Annotated in this window: 22 protein-coding genes and 7 tRNA genes; 17 read left to right on the forward strand and 12 right to left on the reverse strand. The window is 45.6% G+C overall.

Annotated elements, in window-relative coordinates; genetic code table 11:
- Nucleotides 1–102: 102 nt before the first annotated feature.
- The 5 genes from DESAL_RS16490 to DESAL_RS16510 form a co-directional block, all read right to left on the reverse strand.
- Nucleotides 103–981: an RluA family pseudouridine synthase gene (locus DESAL_RS16490; RefSeq protein WP_015853111.1), complete on the reverse strand. Its 879-nt coding sequence runs from the start codon at nucleotides 979–981 to the stop codon at nucleotides 103–105.
- Between the two features lie 207 nt (nucleotides 982–1188).
- A complete protein-coding gene (locus tag DESAL_RS16495; protein ID WP_015853112.1) occupies nucleotides 1189–2490 on the reverse strand; it encodes a TRAP transporter large permease in 1302 nt (433 codons plus the stop codon).
- A gap of 4 nt (nucleotides 2491–2494) precedes the next feature.
- Nucleotides 2495–2992 carry a TRAP transporter small permease gene (locus tag DESAL_RS16500; RefSeq protein WP_015853113.1) on the reverse strand — a complete coding sequence of 166 codons (498 nt, stop codon included), beginning with the start codon at nucleotides 2990–2992 and terminating at the stop codon, nucleotides 2495–2497.
- Between the two features lie 68 nt (nucleotides 2993–3060).
- Nucleotides 3061–4080: a TRAP transporter substrate-binding protein gene (locus DESAL_RS16505; protein ID WP_015853114.1), complete on the reverse strand. Its 1020-nt coding sequence runs from the start codon at nucleotides 4078–4080 to the stop codon at nucleotides 3061–3063.
- 139 nt (nucleotides 4081–4219) lie between these two features.
- Complete coding sequence (locus DESAL_RS16510; RefSeq protein ID WP_015853115.1) at nucleotides 4220–5866, reverse strand: FG-GAP-like repeat-containing protein; 1647 nt, start codon at nucleotides 5864–5866, stop codon at nucleotides 4220–4222.
- Between the two features lie 383 nt (nucleotides 5867–6249).
- Between DESAL_RS16510 and DESAL_RS16515 the strand changes: the two genes are divergently transcribed.
- The 5 genes from DESAL_RS16515 to DESAL_RS16535 all read left to right on the forward strand — a co-directional run bounded on the left by DESAL_RS16515 (nucleotide 6250) and on the right by DESAL_RS16535 (nucleotide 9268).
- Nucleotides 6250–7506: an RsmB/NOP family class I SAM-dependent RNA methyltransferase gene (locus tag DESAL_RS16515; RefSeq protein WP_015853116.1), complete on the forward strand. Its 1257-nt coding sequence runs from the start codon at nucleotides 6250–6252 to the stop codon at nucleotides 7504–7506.
- Nucleotides 7507–7528: 22 nt separating this feature from the next.
- Complete coding sequence (locus DESAL_RS16520) at nucleotides 7529–8305, forward strand: class I fructose-bisphosphate aldolase (RefSeq protein ID WP_015853117.1); 777 nt, start codon at nucleotides 7529–7531, stop codon at nucleotides 8303–8305.
- A gap of 132 nt (nucleotides 8306–8437) precedes the next feature.
- Nucleotides 8438–8513 (forward strand) — tRNA-Val (locus tag DESAL_RS16525).
- Between the two features lie 41 nt (nucleotides 8514–8554).
- A tRNA-Asp gene (locus DESAL_RS16530) sits at nucleotides 8555–8631 on the forward strand.
- 124 nt (nucleotides 8632–8755) lie between these two features.
- Nucleotides 8756–9268: a class IV adenylate cyclase gene (locus DESAL_RS16535; RefSeq protein ID WP_015853118.1), complete on the forward strand. Its 513-nt coding sequence runs from the start codon at nucleotides 8756–8758 to the stop codon at nucleotides 9266–9268.
- Between the two features lie 154 nt (nucleotides 9269–9422).
- Here DESAL_RS16535 and DESAL_RS16540 read toward each other — a convergent pair whose 3' ends face one another.
- From DESAL_RS16540 to DESAL_RS16550, 3 genes are read right to left on the reverse strand one after another with little or no spacing between them, the layout of a single operon-like run.
- Nucleotides 9423–9740: a putative quinol monooxygenase gene (locus DESAL_RS16540; protein ID WP_015853119.1), complete on the reverse strand. Its 318-nt coding sequence runs from the start codon at nucleotides 9738–9740 to the stop codon at nucleotides 9423–9425.
- 35 nt (nucleotides 9741–9775) lie between these two features.
- The gene (locus DESAL_RS16545) at nucleotides 9776–10627 is read right to left on the reverse strand and encodes a helix-turn-helix transcriptional regulator (protein WP_015853120.1); all 852 of its coding nucleotides are present in this window, start codon (nucleotides 10625–10627) and stop codon (nucleotides 9776–9778) included.
- A 39-nt stretch (nucleotides 10628–10666) separates the two neighbouring features.
- A complete protein-coding gene (locus tag DESAL_RS16550; RefSeq protein ID WP_049760030.1) occupies nucleotides 10667–12322 on the reverse strand; it encodes a CgeB family protein in 1656 nt (551 codons plus the stop codon).
- Nucleotides 12323–12743: 421 nt separating this feature from the next.
- Between DESAL_RS16550 and DESAL_RS16555 the strand changes: the two genes are divergently transcribed.
- The 3 genes from DESAL_RS16555 to DESAL_RS16565 all read left to right on the forward strand — a co-directional run bounded on the left by DESAL_RS16555 (nucleotide 12744) and on the right by DESAL_RS16565 (nucleotide 14222).
- A tRNA-Asp gene (locus DESAL_RS16555) sits at nucleotides 12744–12820 on the forward strand.
- A gap of 104 nt (nucleotides 12821–12924) precedes the next feature.
- Entirely contained in the window at nucleotides 12925–13380 is a 456-nt protein-coding gene (locus DESAL_RS16560) for a GNAT family N-acetyltransferase (RefSeq protein ID WP_015853122.1), read from the forward strand.
- A 149-nt stretch (nucleotides 13381–13529) separates the two neighbouring features.
- On the forward strand, nucleotides 13530–14222 hold the full coding sequence (locus DESAL_RS16565; RefSeq protein ID WP_015853123.1) for a type 1 glutamine amidotransferase: 693 nt from the start codon (nucleotides 13530–13532) through the stop codon (nucleotides 14220–14222).
- Here DESAL_RS16565 and DESAL_RS16570 read toward each other — a convergent pair.
- Nucleotides 14219–15034, reverse strand: coding sequence for an arylamine N-acetyltransferase family protein (locus tag DESAL_RS16570; protein ID WP_015853124.1), 816 nt, complete (start codon nucleotides 15032–15034; stop codon nucleotides 14219–14221). The two genes, DESAL_RS16565 and DESAL_RS16570, sit on opposite strands and share 4 nt — an antisense overlap.
- 334 nt (nucleotides 15035–15368) lie before the next feature.
- Here DESAL_RS16570 and DESAL_RS16575 point away from each other — a divergent pair, with 334 nt between their 5' ends.
- Nucleotides 15369–15887, forward strand: coding sequence for a DUF2087 domain-containing protein (locus DESAL_RS16575; protein WP_015853125.1), 519 nt, complete (start codon nucleotides 15369–15371; stop codon nucleotides 15885–15887).
- A gap of 36 nt (nucleotides 15888–15923) precedes the next feature.
- Here the strand turns inward: DESAL_RS16575 and DESAL_RS16580 are convergent, their stop codons facing one another.
- Nucleotides 15924–17000 carry a class I SAM-dependent methyltransferase gene (locus DESAL_RS16580; RefSeq protein WP_015853126.1) on the reverse strand — a complete coding sequence of 359 codons (1077 nt, stop codon included), beginning with the start codon at nucleotides 16998–17000 and terminating at the stop codon, nucleotides 15924–15926.
- Between the two features lie 203 nt (nucleotides 17001–17203).
- Here DESAL_RS16580 and DESAL_RS16585 point away from each other — a divergent pair, with 203 nt between their 5' ends.
- From DESAL_RS16585 to DESAL_RS16600, 4 genes are all read left to right on the forward strand, one after another.
- Nucleotides 17204–18349, forward strand: a complete 1146-nt coding sequence (locus tag DESAL_RS16585) for a sensor histidine kinase (protein WP_015853127.1) — start codon at nucleotides 17204–17206, stop codon at nucleotides 18347–18349.
- Between the two features lie 3 nt (nucleotides 18350–18352).
- Entirely contained in the window at nucleotides 18353–18709 is a 357-nt protein-coding gene (locus DESAL_RS16590; protein WP_015853128.1) for a SpoIIAA family protein, read from the forward strand.
- Nucleotides 18710–18781: 72 nt separating this feature from the next.
- Nucleotides 18782–18857: transfer RNA gene (locus tag DESAL_RS16595), tRNA-Val, on the forward strand.
- Between the two features lie 42 nt (nucleotides 18858–18899).
- Nucleotides 18900–18976 (forward strand) — tRNA-Asp (locus DESAL_RS16600).
- A 65-nt stretch (nucleotides 18977–19041) separates the two neighbouring features.
- Here the strand turns inward: DESAL_RS16600 and DESAL_RS16605 are convergent.
- Together DESAL_RS16605 and DESAL_RS16610 are read right to left on the reverse strand one after the other, a co-directional pair.
- Nucleotides 19042–20049, reverse strand: a complete 1008-nt coding sequence (locus DESAL_RS16605; protein ID WP_015853129.1) for a response regulator — start codon at nucleotides 20047–20049, stop codon at nucleotides 19042–19044.
- Between the two features lie 3 nt (nucleotides 20050–20052).
- Complete coding sequence (locus DESAL_RS16610; RefSeq protein ID WP_081434613.1) at nucleotides 20053–23349, reverse strand: PAS domain S-box protein; 3297 nt, start codon at nucleotides 23347–23349, stop codon at nucleotides 20053–20055.
- A 161-nt stretch (nucleotides 23350–23510) separates the two neighbouring features.
- Here DESAL_RS16610 and DESAL_RS16615 point away from each other — a divergent pair.
- The 4 genes from DESAL_RS16615 to DESAL_RS16630 all read left to right on the forward strand — a co-directional run bounded on the left by DESAL_RS16615 (nucleotide 23511) and on the right by DESAL_RS16630 (nucleotide 24680).
- Nucleotides 23511–23586 (forward strand) — tRNA-Val (locus tag DESAL_RS16615).
- A gap of 42 nt (nucleotides 23587–23628) precedes the next feature.
- Nucleotides 23629–23705, forward strand: a tRNA-Asp gene (locus tag DESAL_RS16620).
- A gap of 184 nt (nucleotides 23706–23889) precedes the next feature.
- On the forward strand, nucleotides 23890–24195 hold the full coding sequence (locus DESAL_RS16625) for a hypothetical protein (protein ID WP_015853131.1): 306 nt from the start codon (nucleotides 23890–23892) through the stop codon (nucleotides 24193–24195).
- Nucleotides 24196–24344: 149 nt separating this feature from the next.
- Nucleotides 24345–24680, forward strand: a complete 336-nt coding sequence (locus tag DESAL_RS16630; RefSeq protein ID WP_015853132.1) for a zinc ribbon domain-containing protein YjdM — start codon at nucleotides 24345–24347, stop codon at nucleotides 24678–24680.
- Nucleotides 24681–24737 lie beyond the last annotated feature (57 nt).

The raw sequence follows: 24737 nt of genomic DNA on the forward strand, positions 1-24737 counted from the left end.
TTTTAATTCTAAAACATGAATATAAATTTTCAGCAGGCACAAAAAAAGACAGCTGAACCGAGTTCAACTGTCTCAAAATGCAGACTAAATCACCTGACTGTTCTAAGCGTGTTTGTCGAAATAATGATCAGAAATGTCAGGCAGTTTTTCCCAATCCGGCAGACAACCTACCGAGAACCACGGGGTATCGATCCGCAGACAATGAAGTTTCATTTTCCCATTTTGACCGCCGTATTTTACATCACCCGCAATAGGAAAACCGCGAGATGAAAGCTGAACCCTGATCTGATGAGTACGGCCAGTATGCAGCTTAACAATAAGCAGCGAAGACTTTTCCCCGATTGTTACAGGACAGACAGAACTCGAAGCATCCTTGCCGGAGCCGACAACGACCTTTTCACGGCCCTTGGAACCGCTCTTCTCCATCTTATCGTGCAACTCCACCCAGTCTTCTTCGGGCCACCTACCCTCAACCTCTGCAAGGTAGAATTTACCCCCTTCGCCATGTTCAGCAAAGAAATCGGATAAATCCTTCTGACCTTGATGAGATTTCCCAGCCAGGATCACACCGGAGGTATCCCGGTCCAAACGGTGAGCTGGAGCAGGTTTGTAGTGAGCATCCGCAAACATAGACAGCAGGCGGTCAGCGACGGAATCATCATGCCCGGTACCGCCCTGTGTAGGAAGCCCTGCCGGTTTACACACAGCCAGATAATTATCATCTTCGTAAATTATGGGGAGTTCGGGAAGTTTTTTATGCTGTGCTGTTTCCTCTGCCTTATACGGAGGGATACGCACGGTCTGCCCTTCTTTGACCAGATCAAAAGGCTTACAGCGCCCTTTATCCACACGGACATTACCTTTACGAATCCAACGCATAATGGCAGAGCGCGGGACGGCTCCATCCACACGCCGTTCCAGAAAACGAACCAGTTTTTGCCCTGCTTCGGCTTTAGTTACCTGTACAAATTCAGCAGCCATTATAGATGCCTCCGGCGGCTGGGGAAGAAAAAACTTTTGCAAAAGTTTTTCCTTCCCCAGACCCCATCCTTTTCAAAACCTTTTAATATGCTTCGCAATTAGCGCGTTCAGTTCATCTTTGAAATTACGCTCGGCGAAGCCCAATAAAAGGTTTTGGGATTCTTAAACCCTTTTGCAAAAGGGTTTAAGCCGCCGGAGGCATTCATATTAAAGCAGACTGGGTAAAAATGTAACCGTTGCCGGGACCGCGAGCATCAAAGCCACGAGAATAACGTAAGCGATCATGAAATAGCTGACACCCAGAAAAACCCGGTCAATCGACACATCCTCCGCCATAGAAGCTACAATAAACGTCGTAACACCTACCGGAGGAGTGATCGCGCCAAGAGTTGTAACAATGGTAATAAGGACGCCGAACCAGACCGGATCATACCCCATAGCACTGACAATGGGGAAAAAGATGGGAATGGTGATCAGAAGCAGAGCCAAAGCATCCATGACCATACCGCCGATAATGTAGATCACGCAGATGAGCAGAATGATCACAGTAGGGGGGATAGGCAGTGCGGCAACAAAGTTCGCTGCTTCAAACGGAATACGGGTAACAGCCAGAAAACGCCCGAAGATTACCGCGCCAAGCATTACCACCATGATCATGCAGGATACCTTGAGAGTATCACTGACAGCAGCAGCAAAGCGCTTAAAAGTCATCTCCCGTGAGACAATGCTGATCAGCAATGCGAAAGCGGAACCTGCTGCTCCGGCCTCTGTGGGAGTAAACCAGCCTGCGAAAAGCCCGCCCATAACCAGCACAAAAAGAATGATCATTTCTATGGAACCGGGAAGGGAAGCAAGCTTTTCCTTGAAGGAAACCTCTTTACCAGCCGGGCCCCAATCAGGATGCGCCACGCACATCATGTAAACAGTAAGCAGAAAGAGCGCACAAAGCAGAACGCCGGGAATAACCCCACCCATGAAGAGCCTGCTGATGGACTCCCCTGTCTGTAGGCCGATGATGATCAGTACCACACTGGGCGGGATGACAACCCCGAGGGTCGCCCCGGCTGCAACTGAGCCGGTGGAAAGAATGGGATTGTACTTGAATTTCTTCATTTCCGGCAAAGCCACGGTGGACATGGTCGCGGCAGTGGCGGTGTTGGAACCGCAGATAGCGGCAAATCCGGCACAGGCCATGACCGTAGCCATGGCGATACCGCCACGAATATGGCCCATCCATGCATATGCAGACTTATAAAGACGCTCGTTTACCCCGGAATAAAAACAAATCTGTCCCATAAGGATGAACAGTGGAATAACTGTTAAGCCATAGGACGAAAAAACATTCCAGATTTCAGTACCCAGCATCCCGTAAGCAGCCTTGAGATTCAAGACCTTGGCAAAGCCGATAAACCCGATAATGCCCATGGCAAAGCCCACAGGGACACGCAAAACAAGAATAACCAGCAGCAGGCAGAGAACGCCCACAATTCCAACAGTAATCGGTTCCATAATACTAAGCGGGTTTAAGCGGTTCTTTGCCGCGCAGAATACGAAGGATATCAAGCATGATAACAAAAGACATTGCCAGACAGCCAAAGGCCACGGCAAAAACAAAGGGATAAAAATGAATACCTAAAGTTTCTGAGACTTCCTCGAGATCATAGAGAAACATGCCCCATTTATAGGTTTCATTGGCACAAAAAACAAAAAACACACAGGAAACAGCACTGGACAATGCGTCCAGCACAACCTGTACATGAGCGGGAAAATGCCTGAACAAAAGCCCCACAGCAATATGGCTGCGGTACAACTGCGAAAAACCAAGTGAAAATCCAGCGGTAACCGCACCTAGAAAGCCCATCAGCTCAAAGGTTCCTTTAACCGGAATCCAAACCGCCCGAGAAACCATATTCGCACAGGCCAGTAAAATCATCAGGGTCAATGCCGACCCGGCAATCACTGCCAAGGCGCGACAAATCCAAATGGCTGCTTTTTCGAGATAATCAATCATAATTATATCAAGAGTCTCCCCGTCATTAAAGACAGGGAGACTCTTTGGTCATATATTCTTTAAATAAACTACTTGCCTTCATACTTAATGCGAAGCTCTTCCACATCGGAAAGAACTGCTGCGCCGTCAACACCTTTGGCTGCTGCTTTCTCCTTCCAGTCCTCGATGAGCGGCAGAGTCTTATCCTTGATAGCCTGCATGTCTGCGTCAGACATTTTGATCATCTCGATGGAGTACTTGTCTTTGGCCCAGGCAAGGGAACGTTTTACATGTTCATCCATGTATTTTCCGGTCCATTCAGCCTGTTCACGACCAAGGTCATTCAGCACTTTTTTGACATCATCAGGCAGAGAATTCCAAGAATTCATATTCATGATGATAGCAAAAGGATAAACTGCAGTGTTGGTTTCGGTCTCATAACGGCAAATCTCAGCAAAATTCAAGTCTTTAAGGACCTCAAAAGAGGAGAACAAGCCTTTAACCACACCTTTCTGCAAAGCTTCAGGAGTAGCGGACATCGGCATGGAAACCGGTGTAGCGCCAAGAGATTCCAGAATCTTGGACAGAATGCCGGAAGCGCGAACTTCAAGCCCCTTAAGATCATCGAGGTTACGTACGGGAACCTTGGTCATGATATTGGAAGGCGCGGAAGCAAACATGGTCAGCACCTTGAACCGTTTAAATTCTTTGGGCTGATATTTAGTGTAAAGATCCCAGAGAGCAAGGCTGGCAGAGGTGGAAGAAGTGAATCCAAGGGGCAGCTCAAATACGGAACTAAGAGGAAATACGCCCGGATGGTAAGCAAGGCTTACACAGCCGATATCCGCCTGCCCCTGCATTACCCCGCGCAGGGTGTTCTTGGCACCAAGAAGAGTTGAACCGGGATAAGTCTGAACTTGTACTTTTCCTGCTGTTCTTTTTTCCACTTCCTGTTTCCAGCGCTCCATCTGGACACAGGGAAAAGTTTTGGCTGGCGGAAAGTTGGCATAACTAAGGCTGATATCAGCCGCAGAAACAACAGAAGCACTAAAAAGTGCCGCACACAACATAAATACTGCAAGCAACCCGGCAGTTTTTCCGGTTCTCATCTCACTCCCTCCATTGTAAGGACTTACTTTTTTGATTGGGCAGCGAAGCAGGGCAAGGCAGCTTCGCCGAAAAAGGATGGCGGTTTATAACATAAAAAGGGCCCCCCGCAAAGAAGCAGGAGGCCCGGTAAAAACAGACTTATTGGCCCATATTAAGTTCGTAGGCCATGACCAGAGTCTTGCGGTGCTTAACACCCAAAGCTCCGGGGAATGTGTTCAATATGCAATACAGTTCATCTTCACCGTCATTATCAATGTCGGCGACACCATAGCTGCTTACTGTTCCTTTGATCCTGCGGGTTTTCCACGCAAGGTTAAGACCTACGCCGTCCCAGAATTCAGCATGAATTTCACCCTGAGCAAAGGTTTTGTAGTTTGAGAAGATCTGCCCGGCAAGGGAAAGGTCTTTGTTCAACAGAACTTCCTTTTTGCGGGGGTCAGAGATGGAAACAACAGAAACGGGCATGGGAATAAAGTAGTTATGCTCCATGCGTTCGCTTTTCTTCTCTTCGTTAAATCCTCTGGATTTCGAAACAGTATCGATCGCAACAGCAGCAGAGTTGTAACTGTTGGTACTTTCGTAAATAGGCTCAAGATTCTTGTCGTAAAGGTTAATGCGTCCATGTTTGTTCAGAACAAGAATCTTGTATTCTCCTTCACTAACCGGAAGATAGGTAAGGTTAAAAACGTTACTGAACTCAGGAACATTCAGCTTACGAATCGGAACCAGTGCACCATTGGAAAATGAATACTCTACAAGGTCTTTGGAGTAAAATGTTCTGTGCGGATCAAAACGCTGTCCCACGAGAGTTTCAGTAAAGTTCGGCGGAGTTTTGATCACAGAAAGAAAGTTTCTGTTACGGTCAAGCAGGACTTTCGGGGTCTTACCTTTGAAGGAAAGAATATAGGAGTAGGGTTTCCTGTCTATCTCAGTACACAGTACAACTTCGTAAACACCGTCCCTGTCCAGATCGATACCGCTAATCCGCAGACCGGAAGAACGCTGTCCGTAAGAATAGGAAACAACTTCTTTAAGGTGCTGGCCGACAATAGCCATGACCTTAATTTCATTTTCACCCAGAACAACCAGATCTTTTTTACCATCGCCGGTTACATCTTCTACAAAACCGCCACGGTTGACGAATTTCATAGTCTGACTGCGCCAGCGGCCCGGTGTTTCTGTCCCACCCTGATATCTGAACTGAGGGTTGATTGTACTTTCAAGAACTTTACCCGCACCAGCGGCAGTAACAAACTCGGGGTTTACAGGGCTGTCAGGACGAGCTTCCTCGCGTTTAATCTCTTCTTCGCTCTTCTTTTGACTGCCCGGTTTCTGAAAAAGCTGTCCCTTGATATCCTGTGCGATACCGTCAATTGCGGGGATAAGTTCAGAAATAGTAGTCTCGGCACTTTTGGTCCAGGAATGTCCCTCACCATTAATCATGCGTACGTCAACAGAAGCCTGTTTTCCGACTATAACCACGGACCCGAGAGCTACATAATCAACACCGAGAGTTTGAACACTCTTTACTTCTTCAACCTTATTCTTCGGTTTGTCAGCCTCTTTCAAATTGGAAGACCCGGCCATAGGCTCAAAATGTCCAGTCCAGTTCAAACGGGAAGTCAACATCGTCTGAACGCCGCGGCTCAGATACTTATACTGGTCAGGTCCGTTGATCTCAAATGGGTATACCGCATAAGTGCGGGCTTCAGCTGCAAAAGAAGCAGTTGCAGCCAGCATGGTAACGGCAACAATGAAAAAAATTATCAAACGTCTAAACGACATCTTTAATCCTCCAGACTAAAATTTACAGTCAATATATGTTGTGATTACATAATATTATTCATCAAGAATAACACACCGGTAGAACATCATGTCGGCAGCCGGTACTGCCAATTTTTCAAAAACGGGTTAAACGCTTGTAGCAGCTAATGCAACGGTACGCAAAGTCAAAGATAGGGATACCCGCATGATACACTTGTCAAACGGGCATTGCTGTTTTATCTCTCTGGCTCCTGTTTATAAGGGTTTTAAGATTTTTTTATATCCCGGCCTGTCTTCCTTAAGTTATATCAGGCTATTTTTTTACATAATTTTACTATTTTTCTTGCGGACTACTGCTCCAGGTCTTCCCAATCTCACACACCCTCGACCGCAACTTACTTTATATGAATACAGATTTAAGAACTTTCAGACTGGTCTGCTCACCCAAGGATGTGGCAGCAGTGGAAGAATTGCTCCGTGCACAGGGCTTTGAATTCAGGCCGGAACCGTTCTATTCCATGGCCCGTATTCTGGAAAAAGAACCTTTTCCGCTGGGTGAATCCGTAGCAGCAAGATTCGGTCGAATATACATTCAGGACCGTTCCTCAATGCTGCCTCCACTCATGCTGGCCCCGAAAGAAGGCGATGTGGTGCTCGATATGTGCGCCGCCCCCGGCAGCAAAACCGGCCTGCTTGCACGCTTGGTAGGGCGCGATGGATTTGTACTGGCCAGCGAACCTTCCAGCGATCGTCTGGCATTGCTGCGCCAGAACCTTCGCAAGGTACAGGCTGTGAACACCGCAACTGTACACTATGAGTCCCAGAAACTTCCCCTGCCCCCTTCAAGCTGGAAAACCATCCAACTCGACCCGCCATGCAGCGGCTGGGGCACTTTGAATAAAAACCCCAAGGCTATGGAAGTCTGGAAAGGCGAGAAGACTGTCCCGCTGGTCAACCTGCAACGCAAGCTGCTGACCAAAGCATACGAACTGCTCGCCCCCGGTGGCAGGCTGGTCTATTCCACCTGCACCACCAATGTTCAGGAAAACGAAGAACAGACCCGTTTTGCAACAGAAGAGCTGGGCTTTGAACTTTTCGACCTGCCCCGCCCCGAGGGATTCACCATCGCTGATCCGCTATTGCCTAATATGGACGGAGTGCTGCGCGTGGACGGTTCCGGAGGAGGTCAGGGATTTTACCTCTGCGGACTACGCAAGCCGGGCGATGAAGAGAAATATACACCGGACACCTGCAATCCTCCGGGCAAGAAAATCAATCTCAAGAAAACAGAAATCCCCGGCTCGGTTGACCTTTCAGCCCTGCCCGAAGGTGATATTTACGAATTCAAAGGCAAGGCCATGTTCCTGAACAAACACGCCCTTGAAATTCTGCCCAAAGAATTGCGCTGGCAGGGTTTCCACATTGGCAAATTTAACAGGGACAAATTCAAGCCGGACCCTTTTGCGCGCTGCCTGCTGCCTGAAAAGCCGGACAGCTCGGCACTGGTAATTGAAAACCCGCAGGACATAGCCAATCTTCTGGCTGGACAAAGCCTGCCTGCTCCGGCAAAGGGCAAAGGCCCAGTCGGACTCTATTATAAAGATATGCTGCTCGGATTCACCGGAAAGAAAGGACCCCGGTTTATCTGGACAGATAAGTAAGAATATAAGGATCAATAAAATAATGAACGGAACTAACCGCCGCCTGAAAAGGCTTTTTGATAAAGAAAGCGGAAACGCGCTGATTCTGGCCCTCGACCACGGAGCCAACGAAGGCATGATAGATGGCCTCGGCTCCATCCAGTCCATCCTTGAAGCCCTGCCCTCATCCGGTGTGCAGGGGGTTATTCTCAACAAGGGACTGGCCATGCATTACGGCCATCTGGTGCCGCCGGACGTGAACCTGATCATCCAGCTTAATGCCGGAACAAGGCACGGCTCACCTTCTTACAACAAGAACATAGTCTGTTCCATTTCCGAAGCCCTTCGCCTCGGAGCGGATGCTGTTTCCATGCATGTAAACATCGGCAATGAACTGGAAGACCGCATGCTGGTGGACCTCGGCGAGATCACTGATGAAGCACATCAGTTTGGAATCCCGGTACTGGCAACTGTTCTCGCAAGAGGCAGCCAGATCGTAAACGAACATGATTCCAGCTTGGTAGCACACTGTATCCGCATCGGAGCGGAACTGGGACCGGACATCGTAGCCGTACCCTACCCCAATAACGGGGACACTTTCATGAAAGCCGTAGCAGCCTGCCCGATTCCGGTACTGGTCACCGGAGGGCCGCTTGGACAGAATGTTGAGGGTGCTCTGAACAACACAAAAGCGGGTTTAAAATCCGGTTGTAAGGGCTGTTGCATCGGCAGAAACATTTTCCAGACTGAAAACCCCATAGAAAGCATGGAAAAATACGCGAAAATTGCACATAAAAATGCAAACATTTCAGACGATTAAAATTTATTTTAAATATATTCAAAAAATCGTTTGACAAATCAGGCCGACATCGGCAGTATCCCTCTTCGTGGACGGGGGGGCAAACAGAATGAACACAAACATTCAAGCCACTTAGAAATCCACACCGACAGTGGGCGGATAGCTCAGTTGGGAGAGCATCGGCCTTACAAGCCGAGGGTCACAGGTTCGAGCCCTGTTCCGCCTACCACTTGTCAATAAGCGCAGCTTAACGCGCTTTAAAATATACGCGGAGCCGTAGTTAAGTTGGTTATAACGCCGGCCTGTCACGCCGGAGGCCGAGGGTTCGAGTCCCTTCGGCTCCGCCACTTTTCAAGAGAAAGCCATCAATCGAAAGATTGGTGGCTTTCTCTGTTTGGTGCTATCAGTCACAAAACGAACATTTGTTGCTGAACAAAGTCTAACGATAATATTTACTTTTTAAGAGGAAATATGTCGAACAACATTGAAATAAAAGCCCATGTCAGCGATCCAGAAAACTTAGAGCGAAGAGTTAAAAAGTTATGCGGGCCCCGAGACAGTTTGCTTTTACAAAAAGACATTTTTTACAAACTGAATAAATATCGCGTTAAACTGAGAAATGTGAATGGAGTCTCCGAACTCATTATATATAAACGGAAAAATTCAACAGGGCCAAAACAGTCCAGCTATTTACGTATCCCAATACCTTTTCCCAAATTTACGCACAAAGTATTAAAAACAATTTTTGGAACAAGGGGGATAGTCGAAAAGAAAAGAACCCTCTTTTTTTATGGAAAGACAAGAATACATTTGGATGAAGTCCAGAAACTTGGCTCTTTTTTGGAGTTCGAAGTAGTATTAGGCGACAAGGACTCACCATCAGAAGGCATTGAGATAGCCAACGAATTAATGCAGCGCCTTGAAATTGAGAGGAAAGACCTTATTGCTGAGTCATACATAGATCTCATCGAAAAATTGCACTAACCCTGCCCCTCTCCCCATCCCGACGGCATAACACCTGTCACGCCAGGGACCACAAGTTCGCGGTCATACCAACTTCGACGAAATTGCACATAAAAAAGCCACCAATCTCCCGATTGATGGCTTTCTTCTTTTGATAACTTAGCCCTTTTTCTCTTTAGTTCTCCCCTTCACTCCCCTCCGGGATAGATCCCAGAAGAGTGTACATCTCCACTGCCGGAGGGCTTTCCAGCAAACCATCAAGGTTCTTTACAAGACTCTTATAGTGGGCTGATGCAAGGTGAGAATCTAAAGCTTCCTGACTCTCATATTTTTCATAAAAGAAAAATTCCCGTTCAGAACTATCGAGCCTGTGCAATCTATACTCCAGAACACCTTTTTCTCTAGCTGTCTCGGGAACCATGCCTGAGAGTAACTTTTCCAATTCAACTTCTTTTCCTTCTTTGGCCTGAAAAGACGCGCTTAAATAAATCATATGAACCTCCATTTGTTTTTAATGAAGGTTGTTAGCTAGCAAAGACGCGGCCTGCTGGTATTGTAAAAATGCGTCATGCGGGTCTCTGAACCTAAAAGATCTGATGGAGAATAGCCCGTATAGTTCTTAAAATCGTGTATAAAATGGGCCTGATCGTAATATCCGTGAGCAAGCGCACAATCGAGCATGTTTGCATGATCACCGAGCAGGCAAGCCCGGACTGTCTGTTGAAATCTGGCAAGACACATGTACTGCTTGGGAGTTACCCCGACTTCTCTCTTAAACCTTCGCTGAAACTGCCTGATACCCAACCCCACACTTTCAGAAACCAATTTTGAATTTAGAACAGAATGCCCGTAATATAGACTATCAGCAGCAAAAGGTATCAGCCTCTCTTCATTAGATTCACAGACCAGATGAGCGATCAGGAAATCTTCAAGCAAAGCCACACGTTCATCAAAACTCCCTGCCTCAACAATACGCTCTCCAAGCTCAGAAGCACTTTTACCGAACAAATCCACACCGCTTGCCAGTGTATCCTTTATTTCAAAAGGAGATATTTTACAGAACGACCTGAACATCCCGGTCTTGAACCTTATGGAGATAAATCCGGAAGTCTCCATAGGAAAAAAAGTAGCAACCTTTGAACGCAAACAGACCAGATGACTAGGCGATAAAAAGCTTTTGGCGCCTGCATCAAGTTCATACGTAAACGGCTCACCATAATGGAAGAACAATTCCTTGCCAGTACCCGGCAAAATTCGAGGCAACGCCTCGTCCGAGAGGGACTGCCCTGACCACTCCCAGTAACGGTCCACATAAGGCTGCAACTCTTTTCGCGGATAGCGCCATCGGTTTAACGGCTTATATTCTAATCTTTCAGACATATATTGAAATCAACTCTTACTGGCGCTCTTTCTGTCTTTCTAACAATCAAGCAAACGTTTAATAATCAACCCGGACTCATCACGTCCCCGCAAAGCCATGCTAAAAGCCCTTTCCTGACCTCGCTCACTGGCAAGCTCACGCGCCAACACAAGCTTTTGCATACCATCATCAAGACGATAGCTATGTAAATTGGTCAATGCCTGTTCAAAAAACAGCCTCCAGTCACTGGAATTCTGAGCTACAAGGGAGGCAAGAAAACCACCCCTAACCTGATCCAATTCCTTGCGAGGACGTAACATAACATCAATAAGACGCAGAACCTCGGCATCTTGCGGATCATTATCATAAATAGTCAGCAGACAATCCAGAGCTGTGTGCGGCAGATGGGTCTTGGATTTAAAAGGGAATCCTCCCCGAAAAACACGCTGATGCTTTTTAAGCTCTTTAGCCCAACAGATTAAAAGATCCTTTGGTTCCTTGGGCGGTAACTTGGTATTGTTTATGGACTTCAGATGCCTGTACCAAAAAGCTTTTGCCGCATCCCAATTACCAAGACGCAATGCTGCTGCCGAACCGGTAAAATTTACCCCAAAAGAATCTTCGAACAACTTCCCGCCGAGCAAGTTCAGCAAATTTTCTTCCACTACCGAATTAGCATTGATAACTGTTTGCACGCGAAGCGTGGCAACAACCACGTTCTCATCCTGACTTGAGGCGGCCAGCCGGGAAAGAACCTCGCGGACCGGCAAATCGAGCATGCCGGACTCCCACATGGACGCAATTGTTACCGCCAGCCATTTTTCGGCTTCTGAAAAAGTCGCTCTGTTACGAGCTGTATCTTTAGCAAAATCCAAAATTTGTTCGGCTCGGTGGATTGGCAAATGCTCGGATTGAACACGCTTATGTGCAGCCTGCCCCATTTTTTGGATCAGATCATCATTGCCTAGATAAAATTTCAGCTTTTCTTCGAACTCCGCAGCATCCGCATAGGTATCAATTTCCCGTCCCGGATCAAACAATGAAGCCTGTTCCTCACCAAGATCCTGAGTAAGCAGCAGGCTGCCACATGAAGTTCCTTCGAACAACCGAAAATTAACCTCTCCCAGAATCGATTCATTAGGAATGATTTTCGTATCCTGATACAAAGCCAGCATTTCACTGTGACTCAGGGACTGTTCGATAGGAAAAGGACGCTCCCCGACCCTGCTCTTGATAAAATCGACCATCCATTTACGGCCCGGACGCTGATCGCTCAACCTGCCCACGAAAGCTATTTCATTCTTACGGGAGGTAATGGGAGGTGAAGCCAAATCAAACGCAAATCTTGGTAGCCAGCGGACATCGGAAAGCCCTTCAAGCTTGAATGGTAGAACTAATGATTGCTGGGTAGACAAAACCTGATCAAACAGTCGTCCATATGTATTGTGCCAGTGTAAATTCAGATGCGGATCAGTAGCCCAGAAAAGAGTTGGGCAATCAAGGGTATCCAAACCTTGGATCAAAGTCCGTTTACCAAGACATTCAACCTGCAACACCAAGTCCGGACTGAAAGAATTCTTTTCTAGAATATCAGGTAGATTACAAAAGAGCTCTTCGCCCTGCGGAACGCTAAGTACGGCATGCCCCAATTGCTTTAAAGCGGCTACTCCTGCGCCAAACGGCCCTACAATACAAATATTGAATTTATCCTTCACGGTGCATAACCCCATAGAACTATGTCAAATCTACCGATGCCCACACGCAATTAATTATTTTTTAACTCAATACACTTTCAAAAACTTCAAGCCAAGCCGGATTCACCCTTAAATCAGTAAAAAGGACATAAATTTCAGCTGCCAATTATCCCCAGCAATTTAACATATGCTCTTTCCGCTCATTAATCAGCCGATGCGCTTTAGAATCAAACCCATGACATATCGATTGCAAGTTAAAACAGTCTCACTTTCACACACTAAAAAAAGATTTAAATTCAAACACTTAAACGCTAAAAACATCCTCAATTTAATCATTATAAAACTTTTTTATCTTTATAATTGCGAGCAAGTGCGGTTTTACATAGAACCTTCTTCACGAAAGCGCTTTTAAGCGTCACTTAACACGCTTGAATATATATGCGGAGCCGTAGTTAAGTTGGTTATAACGCCGGCCTGTCACGCCGGAGGCCGAGGGTTCGAGTCCCTTCGGCTCCGCCACTTTTCACGGGAAAGCCATCAATCGAAAGATTGGTGGCTTTTTCTTTTTTGGTGTATCGAACACAACAGTATTGGAAATGATTTAAAAACATCACTCACTGCAAATGACACTTCTTCACTCAGACACCCCACTAAGCTCAGGACCGGTTCACCTGCACCTTGAGAAAACCGTCCCGGTTCCACCGGATGGCGAACTAGTTCCTTTTTTCCACTTTAAAATCCTTAATGCCGAAAAAAACGTTGTCGGACATATTAATTTTCGCATTGGCAACACCCGCCATATCCTGAAATGTGCTGGGCATGTCGGCTATGAAATTCTTCCTGAACACCGGGGAAATTCACTGAGCTACCATGCCTGTCTAGCACTCAGAAAATTCATAACCTGCTTTTACAGCAGTATCATCCTTACTGTTAATCCTGAAAACGAAGCATCAATCAGGATAATCGAAAAACTTGGAGCAACTTTCAAATCTATGGAAGAAGTCCACCCTAACGATCCTGCGTATAAAAGCGGTGCCAGAAAGAAGCAGTGCTACGTTTGGATACCAGATAAAAGTTGATTGAAGTCACCTTTCAATAGACCCAAAAGAGATTGGATATACGTAGAACTCTATGAGAGGAAAAAGGGTAAGAGCCGAGTGATCATATTTTCAACTATTGATTTTCATTTCGACTAGCCACATAAAAATCAGGACAAAGGAGAGTCACAATGAAGAATAAACGAGTGCTGGTTCTCAACATCCTTGGTGAAACAGCTTTCAAAATTAGTTTTGACAATAGGGTAGCCGAGGTATTTCAATCTCTAGGCATTACTTATGACACCGTATATCTGGCAGACATTGCGGATGTCTCTGAAATTGAAAGCTATACCCACCTGCTGATTTCCGGATCTGAAGCAAGCGTAACCGAAGAACACTGCTGGGATTCCTCCTTAGATTCAATTATTCGCAGCTTTATTGCGACAGAGAAATCGATCCTCGGGCTATGCTTCGGGCACCAGTTTTTAATCAGGCATATTCTCGGCAAAGACCATGTGCGGAAATCACAAACCCCGGAAGTAGGCTGGACCGACATCTCCATATCCGGCAACCCGATTTTCAGCGGGGCCCCCACCTTGAAATCAGCAGTTCTTCATTTTGATGAAATCTGCGATTTGGATGAGCGGTTCGAAATCATCGCAAAATCAAACCGTTGTGATATTCAAGGCTTTCAAATGAAAGGCAAGCACATCTGGGGGTTACAGTTCCATCCTGACTTTATGTATGAAGATATTGATAAATTTACCGGAATAATGCGGGATAACGTTACTAATTTTGAAGAAATTCACTGCCAGACACCTGTATCCTGCACTGAATTCGCGAAGAATGATGAGATCTTTAAAAACTGGATTGAAATATCTTAGCTGTCTTCCTTATCCCTTGAAACAGGCTTCAATTCCCCATAGTCGGCATCCAGCTCTATCCCGAAGTACTTTTTCAGAATGTCCAGATACCCCTGCCCTTCCGGAAGATATAACTCTTGCACGTCATCCTTCTGAATCAATTTAAGCCTGTAATTGAATAAAACAGCCCAACCTTCTTCAAACGGCTTAACAGCGAAACGTGATGTAGTGAAAAAAGAATGCGGGCTTGTTGATGTATAATGATTTCCGTAGGCTATATCAGCCTTGCAGACATATTCCATGTCAAAGCTATATAGATTTTTCCACTGTTCCCCTTCAAGCTTTTGCACCATTGTCCCGAACCGGCCTCCATCTATCAAACGGAATGACTGCCCGCTAAACTCCTGCACCACCCCCAACTCCAGAAGCAAAGGACCAAGCGGAGTATCCTTTCCAAACCCCACATCGGCAATCCAATTACGCCCACCAATTTTAACAAGAGATATTTGATGCCCGCGACCGGAAGGTTCCCCCGTCAAGTGCACTCTTCCCAGAAGCGGACGGGCCTCAAAGCCCAAAGCCTGAAGTGCCATGAGAAACAAACTATTTACCTCAAAACAATATCCGCCCCGCGGACTGCACACCAATTTTTCAAAAATAAACGAAGGATCAAGGTCAATACCGCGGCCCAACTGAATATCGAAATTCTCTATCGGAATAGAGTATAGTTGCGTCTGCTGCAGAACTCGTAACCCTTGAGCTGTATTTGAAATATTATCTGATAGATGCAGACGTTCACGATATAAGCCTAAATCGAAATTAAAAGAGTCCACGCCACCCTCCTTAAACCGGGTTTGTCTAAAAAACAGCAACAAGCACCGCACCTAAGTTGATTTAACTTATAAAGTCATAACCAGCATCACTATGATCTTCCATTAAAATCATCAAACGCCCCAGCAAAATCAACAACTCTTTTTCTTATTGCTTCCGCCACCGCTCTACGGTAGCTTAAATTCCGGTCAGCAGTTCACCGAGGCGCCGTCACCCTTTTGGGAGCTAAACCTGCTACAAATCAATTCCATTCGACACTTATCCTGTGCCGAGTCGGAAGGACGGCCACCGGCAATCCCATTTTTTATGCGGTAGGCACAAAAACAAGGATAAGCCATGTCACGAACACTACTCCCACTCATCATTAACGATGTTTCCGCTTTGTCGCGCAATCTGCGCAGACAGCTGGAAGATGCTGAACGCATTCCCAGTCACGTGGAAATGCTAAATCTGCTGGCTAAAGCCGGAGGTTACAAAAACTTTCAGCACCTCAAAGCCACACAAGCTATACCCCGAAAACAGGAAACAACGCCCCTCGACTTGAAGCGGGTGCAAAAGGCCGTTCGCTACTTCGACCTTAACGGAAGGCTTCAACGCTGGCCGAAGAAACATAATCAACGTGTTCTCTGCCTATGGGTACTTTGGTCCCGTCTGGCAGCCCGCACTGCTCTGACAGAGCTTGAATTGGATGAACAATTGATTCTGAACCATTCATTCTGCGACCACACCATGCTGCGTCGCTGGCTGGTGGATGAAGGGCTGATTTCAAGAACTCCTGACGGGAGAGAATACAAGCGAGTAGAATCTCGTCCTCCGCTGGAAGCTGTGGAACTGATCAGACAGATCAATCAATAAAAAAAGGTGCCGTACTTAAATGTCGGCACCCTTCTTTTATTTAAAACAAAGATAGTGGCTGTTAAAACCGTCTTCAGGGATATCATTCACCTCTACCCGCCTGAATCCGGCCTCCTTGCACATAGAGACAGCTTTTTCCCGGCCCCACATCATGCCCAACCCGGTTCCTCCGTCCACCAAACCGACCGGCATGCAATGCATCAGGCTGACCGTATAAAGAAATGATCCCATGGGATGGCCCATATTTCCACCGACCGAAGAACTTGCCTTGATATCGATCATGGAGAAGACCCCATCGGGTTTGAGCATCTTATGGATATTGCACAATGCCTCGAAGGGACGGGTCTGATCATGAATGGAATCAAAGGCGGTGATGTAATCAAATTGCTCCGGCTCAGCATTATCACCGGCAGCATCCTGAAACTGGAACAAAATATTTTTCAGCCCCAGTTTCGCAACCCGCTTACGCCCGTTACCAAGCGACTCTTCCGAAATATCAATGCCTGTAAATTGCGAAGCAGGGAAAGCCTGCGCCATTACCTCAAGAGCCACTCCTTCCGCACAGCCGATATCGCATACTGAAATGCCATCTTCCATACGCCGGACCATCTCGCCACCCAACACTGATGGTAGAAAGGTCTGTACAAGCACATCACGATGCTTGGCGTCAGCCAACTGCTCCATGAACGAATAAAATCTCGGATATCGCTCATAGGGTATCCCAGCACCGCTCTTCATACCATCAAGCACCCCCGTCCTTGCGCAATCAGTAAGCAAAGGAATCTCCTGCGTATAAACCCCGAGATTTGAATTTCCACCGGAGCGACAAAGAAACGGGATATAATCCTTAGGCAGTTCAAATAATTCCCGCCCTTGAGCATCGGAACGCACCTCGACAATGCCTCCGCAAACCATTACTCCCAACCACTCACGCAGATACCGTTCGCTTACTCTGCCCTTTTCCGCAATAGCCGAACAAGATGACGGAGCATCCATATCGGCAAGTGCTTCAAACAAACCTGCCTCATAGCCGATACCCATAGCCAGGTTGAGAGCCCCATAATTCAATATATCGCACATTTTGTTGCTGAATTTTTCAGCCTTATCACTCATCAGAAAATCTCCATGTATATATTATTCCTATCAACTCTCCATATTCCTTCCCCAAAAAGCAACATTAAACTATTAAACATCAAAATGGCATAAGCCCCGCACCACTAAAATCCACCCGATCATGTTTGCATCCCTGTCAAAATAAGATATTACAGATGTACAAACAGACTAATCATCAACAACAAATTTTATGAGGTTTATGTATGACTCTGCCCACTGATTTTGCACCAGCTGAAAGAACTCCCTTGCCTGAACTTCAGGAGCTGGCAGACATCATAAAAAAAAATCCAATGACAGCAGCATTTCATGCTCAGCCCGTCCCCTTGTTGATGATCAATAATTGCCGCCAGACGGTATTCTGCAACTCATCATTCCAATCAATAGCGAAAAGCAAAAGTCCATATGAAACAGTCGGCCTTAGACCGGGTGAGGCATTAGGCTGCATCCACTCTGTTGCGCATGAAGGGGGGTGCGGAACAAGCATATTCTGCCGTGACTGCGGGGCCGCAGCATCAATCATTAAATCCCTTGAAGGTAAAGCCCACACAGAGGAATGCCATATCTTAAGAAAATCCGCCGACTTCAATGAAGCATTAGATCTGCAGGTTTTCACATCTCCCTTCAAATATGAAGAATACGAACTTGTCATTTTTACAGTGCTCGATATCAGTCATGAAAAAAGAAGGAAGAACCTTGAGCATCTGTTTTTCCATGATGTTTTGAATCTCGCAACAGGACTCAGATATGCATCGCAAATGCTTTGCCGAAGCTCCGCATCAGACAGAATCCATGAGCAGTGTCTAAAAATGGACAACACTATTTCTCAGCTGACAGAAGAAATTCAAGCCCAGCGAGATCTCGGTAAGGCCGAAGAAGGAAAGCTTAAAGTCGCCATCAGGCCGACCTCCAGCAAAGGTACACTGAAAAAAATTTGGGATATGTACAGCAGCCACCCACTCTGCGCTGACCGCCAGATACACATAGAAGAATTTGAGGACTTCTATTTTAATACAGATCCTACAATTTTGATCAGGTCTTTAGGAAATATGGTCAAAAACGCACTTGAAGCTTCCGAAGCGGGAGAAACAATAACATTAGGCTGCCAAAAAGACGGTGAGCAAGCACACTTCTGGGGCCATAACAATTGTTTCATTCCTGCAAAAAGCCAGCGCCAAATTTTCAAACGCTCTTTTTCCACTAAAGGAGAAGGAAGAGGTCTGGGAACGTACAGTATGAAGCTGTTAATAGAAAAGCACCTGCAAGGGAAAGTGTGGTTTGAATCCACCCCTGAAAAGGGCACTGTTTTTTCAATATCAATTCCTATGAATGAGGAACAAACAACGGAGTAAAACATGATTGAAATGATTGAAATCGCTCCCAAAGTGTTAGGACTCAGAATCAACGGTAAAATTAACGAAGAAGACATGGAGAAAATGCTCTCCGTTTGCAAAGCAAAGATGAAAGACGAAGAAAGAATCGCCGTCTATGTTGAAGTTGAAGAAATAGGTGGCATATCTTTCAATGCCCTGATTGAAGATTTGAAATTTGCCCTGCCCAACCTTAAGCGTTTTTCCAAGAAAGCTGTGGTTTCAGATATTAAATGGCATGAGCCGCTGATCAAAGTCGGCGACAAACTTTTTCCCTCAATTGAGGTCCGCCATTACAACCAGGATCAAAGAGCTGAAGCCCTTAAATGGGTACAGGAATAAATTTCTGAAACTTTTTTTAAAAAAACCTGTTGACAACTTGAGCGAGTATCTTTAGAACTGATTCCTCACTGGGGGCGGATAGCTCAGTTGGGAGAGCATCGGCCTTACAAGCCGAGGGTCACAGGTTCGAGCCCTGTTCCGCCTACCACCTCAGAATTTAAACGGTGCTTAACACGTTTAATATATATGCGGAGCCGTAGTTAAGCTGGTTATAACGCCGGCCTGTCACGCCGGAGGCCGCGAGTTCGAGTCTCGTCGGCTCCGCCACTTTTCGCGGAGAAGCCATCAATCTTAAGATTGGTGGCTTTTTCTGTTTTTGACTTCTGATCAAATCAATTAATTTTCCCTTCAGAAATCAAGCTTTCAGTCTTATCCCACTTATTCTTGATTTCATAAAACTGCGAACTAATACTTTCAAACAATTCAATCAGTGTCGGATCAAAATGTCCTCCAGCCCCTTTTAAAATTTCATCTCTAGCCTCTTCGAAACTCCACGCTTTCTTGTACGGTCTTTTCATGGTTAGGGCATCAAAGACATCCGCAATCGCAACAATTCGTGCAGACTCAGGAATATCTTCTCCGGAAATTCCATTCGGATACCCACTCCCATCCCATTTTTCATGGTGATTAAGTGAAATACCTGCTGCCATGGTAAAAATAGGAGAATTACTCATACTCAGAATACGGTGCCCAATTTCGGTATGAGTTTGCATCACCTTCCATTCTTCAGAAGTTAACTTACGGGGAGCTTTAAGAATAGAATCAGGGATACCAATCTTGCCAGTATCATGCATAGCTGAAGCTAGTTCCAACCGTTCTGCCATATATGCTGGCCACCCAGCTCTTTCAGCCAAAGCTCGCGCAAAAGCGGACATGCGCCAGATATGAACCCCGGTATCGTTGTCATTATAGTGACCAGCTTCACCTAACATGAATATGGCATCCCGCTGACTTTTTTCAAGCTCCTGTACCCGAACAAGATTCAAATGAGTTTGCACCCGACGAAGGACCACTGCCCCGGAAACAGGTTTCTGAATATAATCCACTGCCCCTACATCAAAACCATAAGCTTCATCCTTAACTTCACTCATGGCAGTAACGAAGATAATAGTGATATCCTTGGTGCGCGGGTCAGCCTTGAGCTTCTCACAAACTTCATATCCGCTTATGTCCGGCATCATAATGTCAAGCAACACCATATCCGGCATATGCTTTGCGGCCGCGTCTAAGGCCCTTGTACCATTGGGAGCAAAGATAAGCTGATAATGTTCCTTTAAAATTTGACGAAGCACCTGAAGATTGTTTGGTTCATCATCAACACATAGGATTTTTTTCATCATAAACTATAACTCCATTTCAATACCTAACTCACTAGCCATAATTTTTACTTTTTCTTTTGCTTTTTCAAAATCAAAAATATCAATATCCCTCTGAATCGAAGATAACTTCCTACTCCCGACATATTTTGCTAGTGAGGACAATACAGGCTCTACGGCATCAGGATTTAATTCATCAAGAACCAGAAGCAACTCTTCCATCAAAAGACGGATCTCATCTGCATTAAAACTCTTTACAACTTCCTTGCTTCCTTTTTCCGGCAGGACCAAATTCCCAATTATGGAAACAACTTCTTTCAAAGAATCATCAAGCCTACCCAATAAGGCTTGAGCTGAGGCACGATCTCCTACCTTAAGATGGCGATCAACTTCCTTGGCTAACTCAGCAACCCGATCAATAGAAAGATTCCCGGCAAGCCCCTTCAAAGCATGTGCGACTCTACGGGCAGGTTCACCGTCTTCAGGATACTCCTCAAGAAGAGTCGCTATCTCCTGTGCATCATCTGCCCTAACTTCAGCAAAATTACATAACGCCTTGGCAAATGCATCAGAATCCCGCCATGTCTTAAGAGCCTTTTCATGATCTATAGAACCATCAACTGGAGTAAAATCAATTTCATCCGGGGACCCCACACCAATAACCCGACTCAAGTTTGGACGCCCCTTCCCTTCAGGAACGGCCTTTTCCATAGAAATAAACAAACTTCTAAAATCAACGGGTTTAGCCTCGACTCCGTCCATACCGGAATCAATGCATTTGACATGATCCTCCCGCATAACACTGGCAGTCAAAGCCAAAACAGGTACATGCTCACCAGACACATGTTCCCTCTTCCTAATCTGCCGGGTAGCCTCAAGACCATCCATCTCCGGCATCATTACATCCATCAAAACCAAATCATACTCATTGGCAAGAAGTTCATCTACGGCCTCCTGCCCATTCTCCACCCATTTCACAACATGTCCCTGCTGCTCGAGACGTAAAATAGCCAAAGAAGCGTTAGCTTCAATATCTTCTGCTAAAAGTATATGGAATAAACGGGGGGAAACATAATCATCAAACAAAGAAAGCCCATCTTCAAAAAGACACTGTCCACCTTCATCTGCTTCAGGCATTCGGACCGTAAAATGAAAAACTGACCCCTTACCCAACTGACTTTCCACCCATATCTCTCCATCCATCATTTCAACAATCTGCTTAGAAATAGTAGTCCCTAACCCAGTACCACCGAACCGGCGAGTTGTGCTCTCATCCGCCTGAGAAAACGAATCAAAAACCTTGGCCACCTGTTTCTCAGTCATACCAATACCTGTGTCGGAAACAAAGAAGTGCAGTATTTCAGGGGCATCCCCCACCTCAACACCAATAGTAATACTGCCATGCTCGGTAAATTTCACGGCATTACCTGCCAAGTTCAAAACAACCTGCCGTAAACGTGTAGGATCACCCATAAATCGAGTTGACAAATTCACATCATAGTCCAGAGCAAGCTTTAAACTCTTCTCATCAGCCCGGTGTTCCAGTGTACGCAAAGCATCAGCCAGAGCATTAGGAAGATGAAAACACACTATTTCCAAAGCAAATTTACCAGACTCCATTTTGGAGACATCCAGGATATCATTAATTATTCCCAACAATGACTTTGCTGAACTTAATATTGTCCCGACATGCCCTGCGGTTTGCGACGAAAGATCGCTATCTTGCATAACAACTTCGGCAAACCCGAGAATAGCATTTATAGGAGTACGAATTTCATGACTCATATTAGCAGTAAATGCGGCTTTGACTCTTGCCCCCTCCTCGGCAGCATCTTTTGCTTTTTCTAACTCTGCAGTACGCTCACGTACTGTTTGCTCAAGTATGCTCCGGTGCTCCCGAAATTCGGTAACATCTTCTTGAATCGAGAGATAATGCTTAATACTGCCGTCTTCCATTCGGATAGGACAAAAATGCTGACGCACCCAAACAAGAGAGCCATCTTGGCGCTTATTCTGCAATTCCCCCTTCCAAGACTCACCTGCCTTAAGCTGTGCCCACATGTTGGAGTAGGCATCTGTCGGTATTTCGGAACTCTCGAACACATTAAAATATTTGCCTTCCAATTCAACAGCGGCATGATAACCATGAATCCGCAAAGAGGCAGGATTAAGATATTCAATACGACCATCGAGATCCATAATAATTACGCCAACCGGACTCTCTTCAACAGCTCGATGCTTCTGACGCAGTCCCTCTTCGGCGGTCTTCAACGCACTAATATCGGTAAGAATACCTATAAACCTAACTCGTTGCTGGAATTCCATCTTACCTATGGCCAAATGAAGTGGGAACAAACTGCCATCCTTACGCTGACCTTCCACTTCACGCCCAACTCCTATAACTCGTCTTTCTCCGGTATCCAAATGACGCTTTATAAAAGAGTTATGCCGAGAAGCAATATTGGGGGGCATAAGAATCTTGACATTTTGCCCAACAACCTCATCTTTCGAATAACCAAATAGCTGAGAAGCTACAGTATTGAACTGAACAACCTGTCCGTCATCTTCAATAACAATTATCCCACTAGGAGAAGTTGCAATCATCGCCTCGTTAGCACGGATTTCATCTTCCAACTTACTGATGACTGGATTGACTAAACGTAGAAAACGCCAAGCTCCCCAGCCAATAAGCACTCCGGCCAAAATCACAATACCAAGAGAGGTCTGCCAAATCGGACGCACCATCTCCCGCAGGTCTACCTTGGCAACAAAACCAAATCTATTTCCCCCAATATTGACGGGGGTGTAGGCCGCCACAACAAGAACCCCACGATAATCTTCCCCGGTTAATGTACCTGTCTTACCCGAAAGGGCTAATCGCATGGGTTCAGCCAGTTGACTGTCAATAGCTACAGCAAATTCTTTGACATTAAGTCGGTAACGATCACTTCCCAATAATTCGCCAGTCATGTCACGCGCATGCCGCGCCATCAAAAAAACAATCTTTCCTCCCCGCTGCTCTCCCAAAACAAGCTCACTACTCCCCAAAAAATGGGCTCGACTTAAGGCATCAAAAATTTGGCTCAACGTCGCAGAAACGTTTCCCCCGGTATGCGCATCCTTGCTATGCTCCATGTCAAAACGGCCGACAGCTTCAATCAACTCTTTCTGACTGATTAATTTCTCCAAAAGTTGATTACTCTGGCCACGATACGTATTCCAACCATAACTAAACAATGTAATGGTCGACACAACAGTCACAATCCCAACCATAATCATAATCAGCAGTCGGCCCCTTGACTTCATCTCATTGATATTTCTCATAAAACACACACAGATATATCTGATTCGATCACAACAAACACCTCATCTATAACCATTATAGCCTATATTAAAATTGAACGCATTCAAAAATTAATTCTTTGTTATGAGAATTATCTATTGACAACTGCGGGAAGCTTTTTTAGCACTGGTTCCTCACTGGAGGGCGGATAGCTCAGTTGGGAGAGCATCGGCCTTACAAGCCGAGGGTCACAGGTTCGAGCCCTGTTCCGCCTACCACCTCAGAATTTAAACGTTGCTTAACACGTTTAATATATATGCGGAGCCGTAGTTAAGCTGGTTATAACGCCGGCCTGTCACGCCGGAGGCCGCGAGTTCGAGTCTCGTCGGCTCCGCCACTTTTCGCGGAGAAGCCATCAATCTTAAGATTGGTGGCTTTTTCTGTTTTAATTCCCTTGATTCAATAATTGACTATTCATCATTGATATATATTTCTTGATTCATAGAGTTCTGTTCCGCAAAAGCAACAGGCCACGCTTATTAAAAGCTTCATTTAAACAGACTTTTTTAAAGAGCAGCAAAATGTATAAAATAATTATAACCTTACTGGCAGTTTTAATTTTATCTGCAACTTCAATTCAAGCTCAGGCTGGCGAGAAAAAAAACGACAAAGACCTAACCGTCAAAGAAGAATGCGCCACTGAAAATTTAGATGCTAAAACCAGATTAGATACACTGGCAAAACCTTACGATGATGTTGAGATCTCAAATGGAATAAGTGCAGGATTTATTTCTGAACGCGAAGACACCATGATAGAAAACAGGCATAGAACTCCGGCCAAAGAGAAAGGCCGTGAAGTTGGGGTCGGTATAAGTCTCAGCTTCTAGATGCTGCATCCCTTGTTACCTCAATTCGCAACTTGATAAATAAGGTGATAATAGCTACTGATCCCTTGCGACTGTTAATCATAATGCCGGCAACATATCGGCACCTGCAACCCCCTCCTCAAGAGGGATAAACAAAGAGTTAAAACATAATGGAAAATTTACCTAATTGCCCGCAGTGTAATTCTGAATATGTATATTCCGATGGAACCGCCCTTATCTGCCCTGAATGCAACCATGAATTTCAGGCTGAAGACGTTGCGGAAAAAGTTTATAAAGACGCAAACGGTAACGTCCTCGTAGACGGTGATACTGTCATCGTTATTCAGGACCTGAAAGTTAAAGGCGCATCTTCTTCCATCAAAAAAGGAACCAAAGTCAAAAACATCCGTCTGGTTGAACCTGAAGACGGTGTACATGACATTTCCTGTAAAATTCCCGGTTTCGGCGCAATGATGCTGAAGACATCCATTGTAAAAAAAGGATAGTAAACCGGAATATATTTACTGTTTTTTTTACAGTTTAATGTTCACGTAAAGGCTGCA

This window comes from Maridesulfovibrio salexigens DSM 2638, from assembly GCF_000023445.1.
Taxonomy (GTDB): Bacteria; Desulfobacterota; Desulfovibrionia; order Desulfovibrionales; family Desulfovibrionaceae; genus Maridesulfovibrio; species Maridesulfovibrio salexigens.

Bases quoted from the DNA above. Each gene is read 5' to 3' on its own strand.
- DESAL_RS16490 (WP_015853111.1), bottom strand. From the start codon at position 981: ATGGCTGCTGAATTTGTACAGGTAACTAAAGCCGAAGCAGGGCAAAAA.
- DESAL_RS16495 (WP_015853112.1), bottom strand. From the start codon at position 2,490: ATGGAACCGATTACTGTTGGAATTGTGGGCGTTCTCTGCCTGCTGCTG.
- DESAL_RS16500 (WP_015853113.1), bottom strand. From the start codon at position 2,992: ATGATTGATTATCTCGAAAAAGCAGCCATTTGGATTTGTCGCGCCTTG.
- DESAL_RS16505 (WP_015853114.1), bottom strand. From the start codon at position 4,080: ATGAGAACCGGAAAAACTGCCGGGTTGCTTGCAGTATTTATGTTGTGT.
- DESAL_RS16510 (WP_015853115.1), bottom strand. From the start codon at position 5,866: ATGTCGTTTAGACGTTTGATAATTTTTTTCATTGTTGCCGTTACCATG.
- DESAL_RS16515 (WP_015853116.1), top strand. From the start codon at position 6,250: ATGAATACAGATTTAAGAACTTTCAGACTGGTCTGCTCACCCAAGGAT.
- DESAL_RS16520 (WP_015853117.1), top strand. From the start codon at position 7,529: ATGAACGGAACTAACCGCCGCCTGAAAAGGCTTTTTGATAAAGAAAGC.
- DESAL_RS16535 (WP_015853118.1), top strand. From the start codon at position 8,756: ATGTCGAACAACATTGAAATAAAAGCCCATGTCAGCGATCCAGAAAAC.
- DESAL_RS16540 (WP_015853119.1), bottom strand. From the start codon at position 9,740: ATGATTTATTTAAGCGCGTCTTTTCAGGCCAAAGAAGGAAAAGAAGTT.
- DESAL_RS16545 (WP_015853120.1), bottom strand. From the start codon at position 10,627: ATGTCTGAAAGATTAGAATATAAGCCGTTAAACCGATGGCGCTATCCG.
- DESAL_RS16560 (WP_015853122.1), top strand. From the start codon at position 12,925: ATGACACTTCTTCACTCAGACACCCCACTAAGCTCAGGACCGGTTCAC.
- DESAL_RS16565 (WP_015853123.1), top strand. From the start codon at position 13,530: ATGAAGAATAAACGAGTGCTGGTTCTCAACATCCTTGGTGAAACAGCT.
- DESAL_RS16575 (WP_015853125.1), top strand. From the start codon at position 15,369: ATGTCACGAACACTACTCCCACTCATCATTAACGATGTTTCCGCTTTG.
- DESAL_RS16580 (WP_015853126.1), bottom strand. From the start codon at position 17,000: ATGAGTGATAAGGCTGAAAAATTCAGCAACAAAATGTGCGATATATTG.
- DESAL_RS16585 (WP_015853127.1), top strand. From the start codon at position 17,204: ATGACTCTGCCCACTGATTTTGCACCAGCTGAAAGAACTCCCTTGCCT.
- DESAL_RS16590 (WP_015853128.1), top strand. From the start codon at position 18,353: ATGATTGAAATGATTGAAATCGCTCCCAAAGTGTTAGGACTCAGAATC.
- DESAL_RS16605 (WP_015853129.1), bottom strand. From the start codon at position 20,049: ATGATGAAAAAAATCCTATGTGTTGATGATGAACCAAACAATCTTCAG.
- DESAL_RS16610 (WP_081434613.1), bottom strand. From the start codon at position 23,349: ATGAGAAATATCAATGAGATGAAGTCAAGGGGCCGACTGCTGATTATG.
- DESAL_RS16625 (WP_015853131.1), top strand. From the start codon at position 23,890: ATGTATAAAATAATTATAACCTTACTGGCAGTTTTAATTTTATCTGCA.
- DESAL_RS16630 (WP_015853132.1), top strand. From the start codon at position 24,345: ATGGAAAATTTACCTAATTGCCCGCAGTGTAATTCTGAATATGTATAT.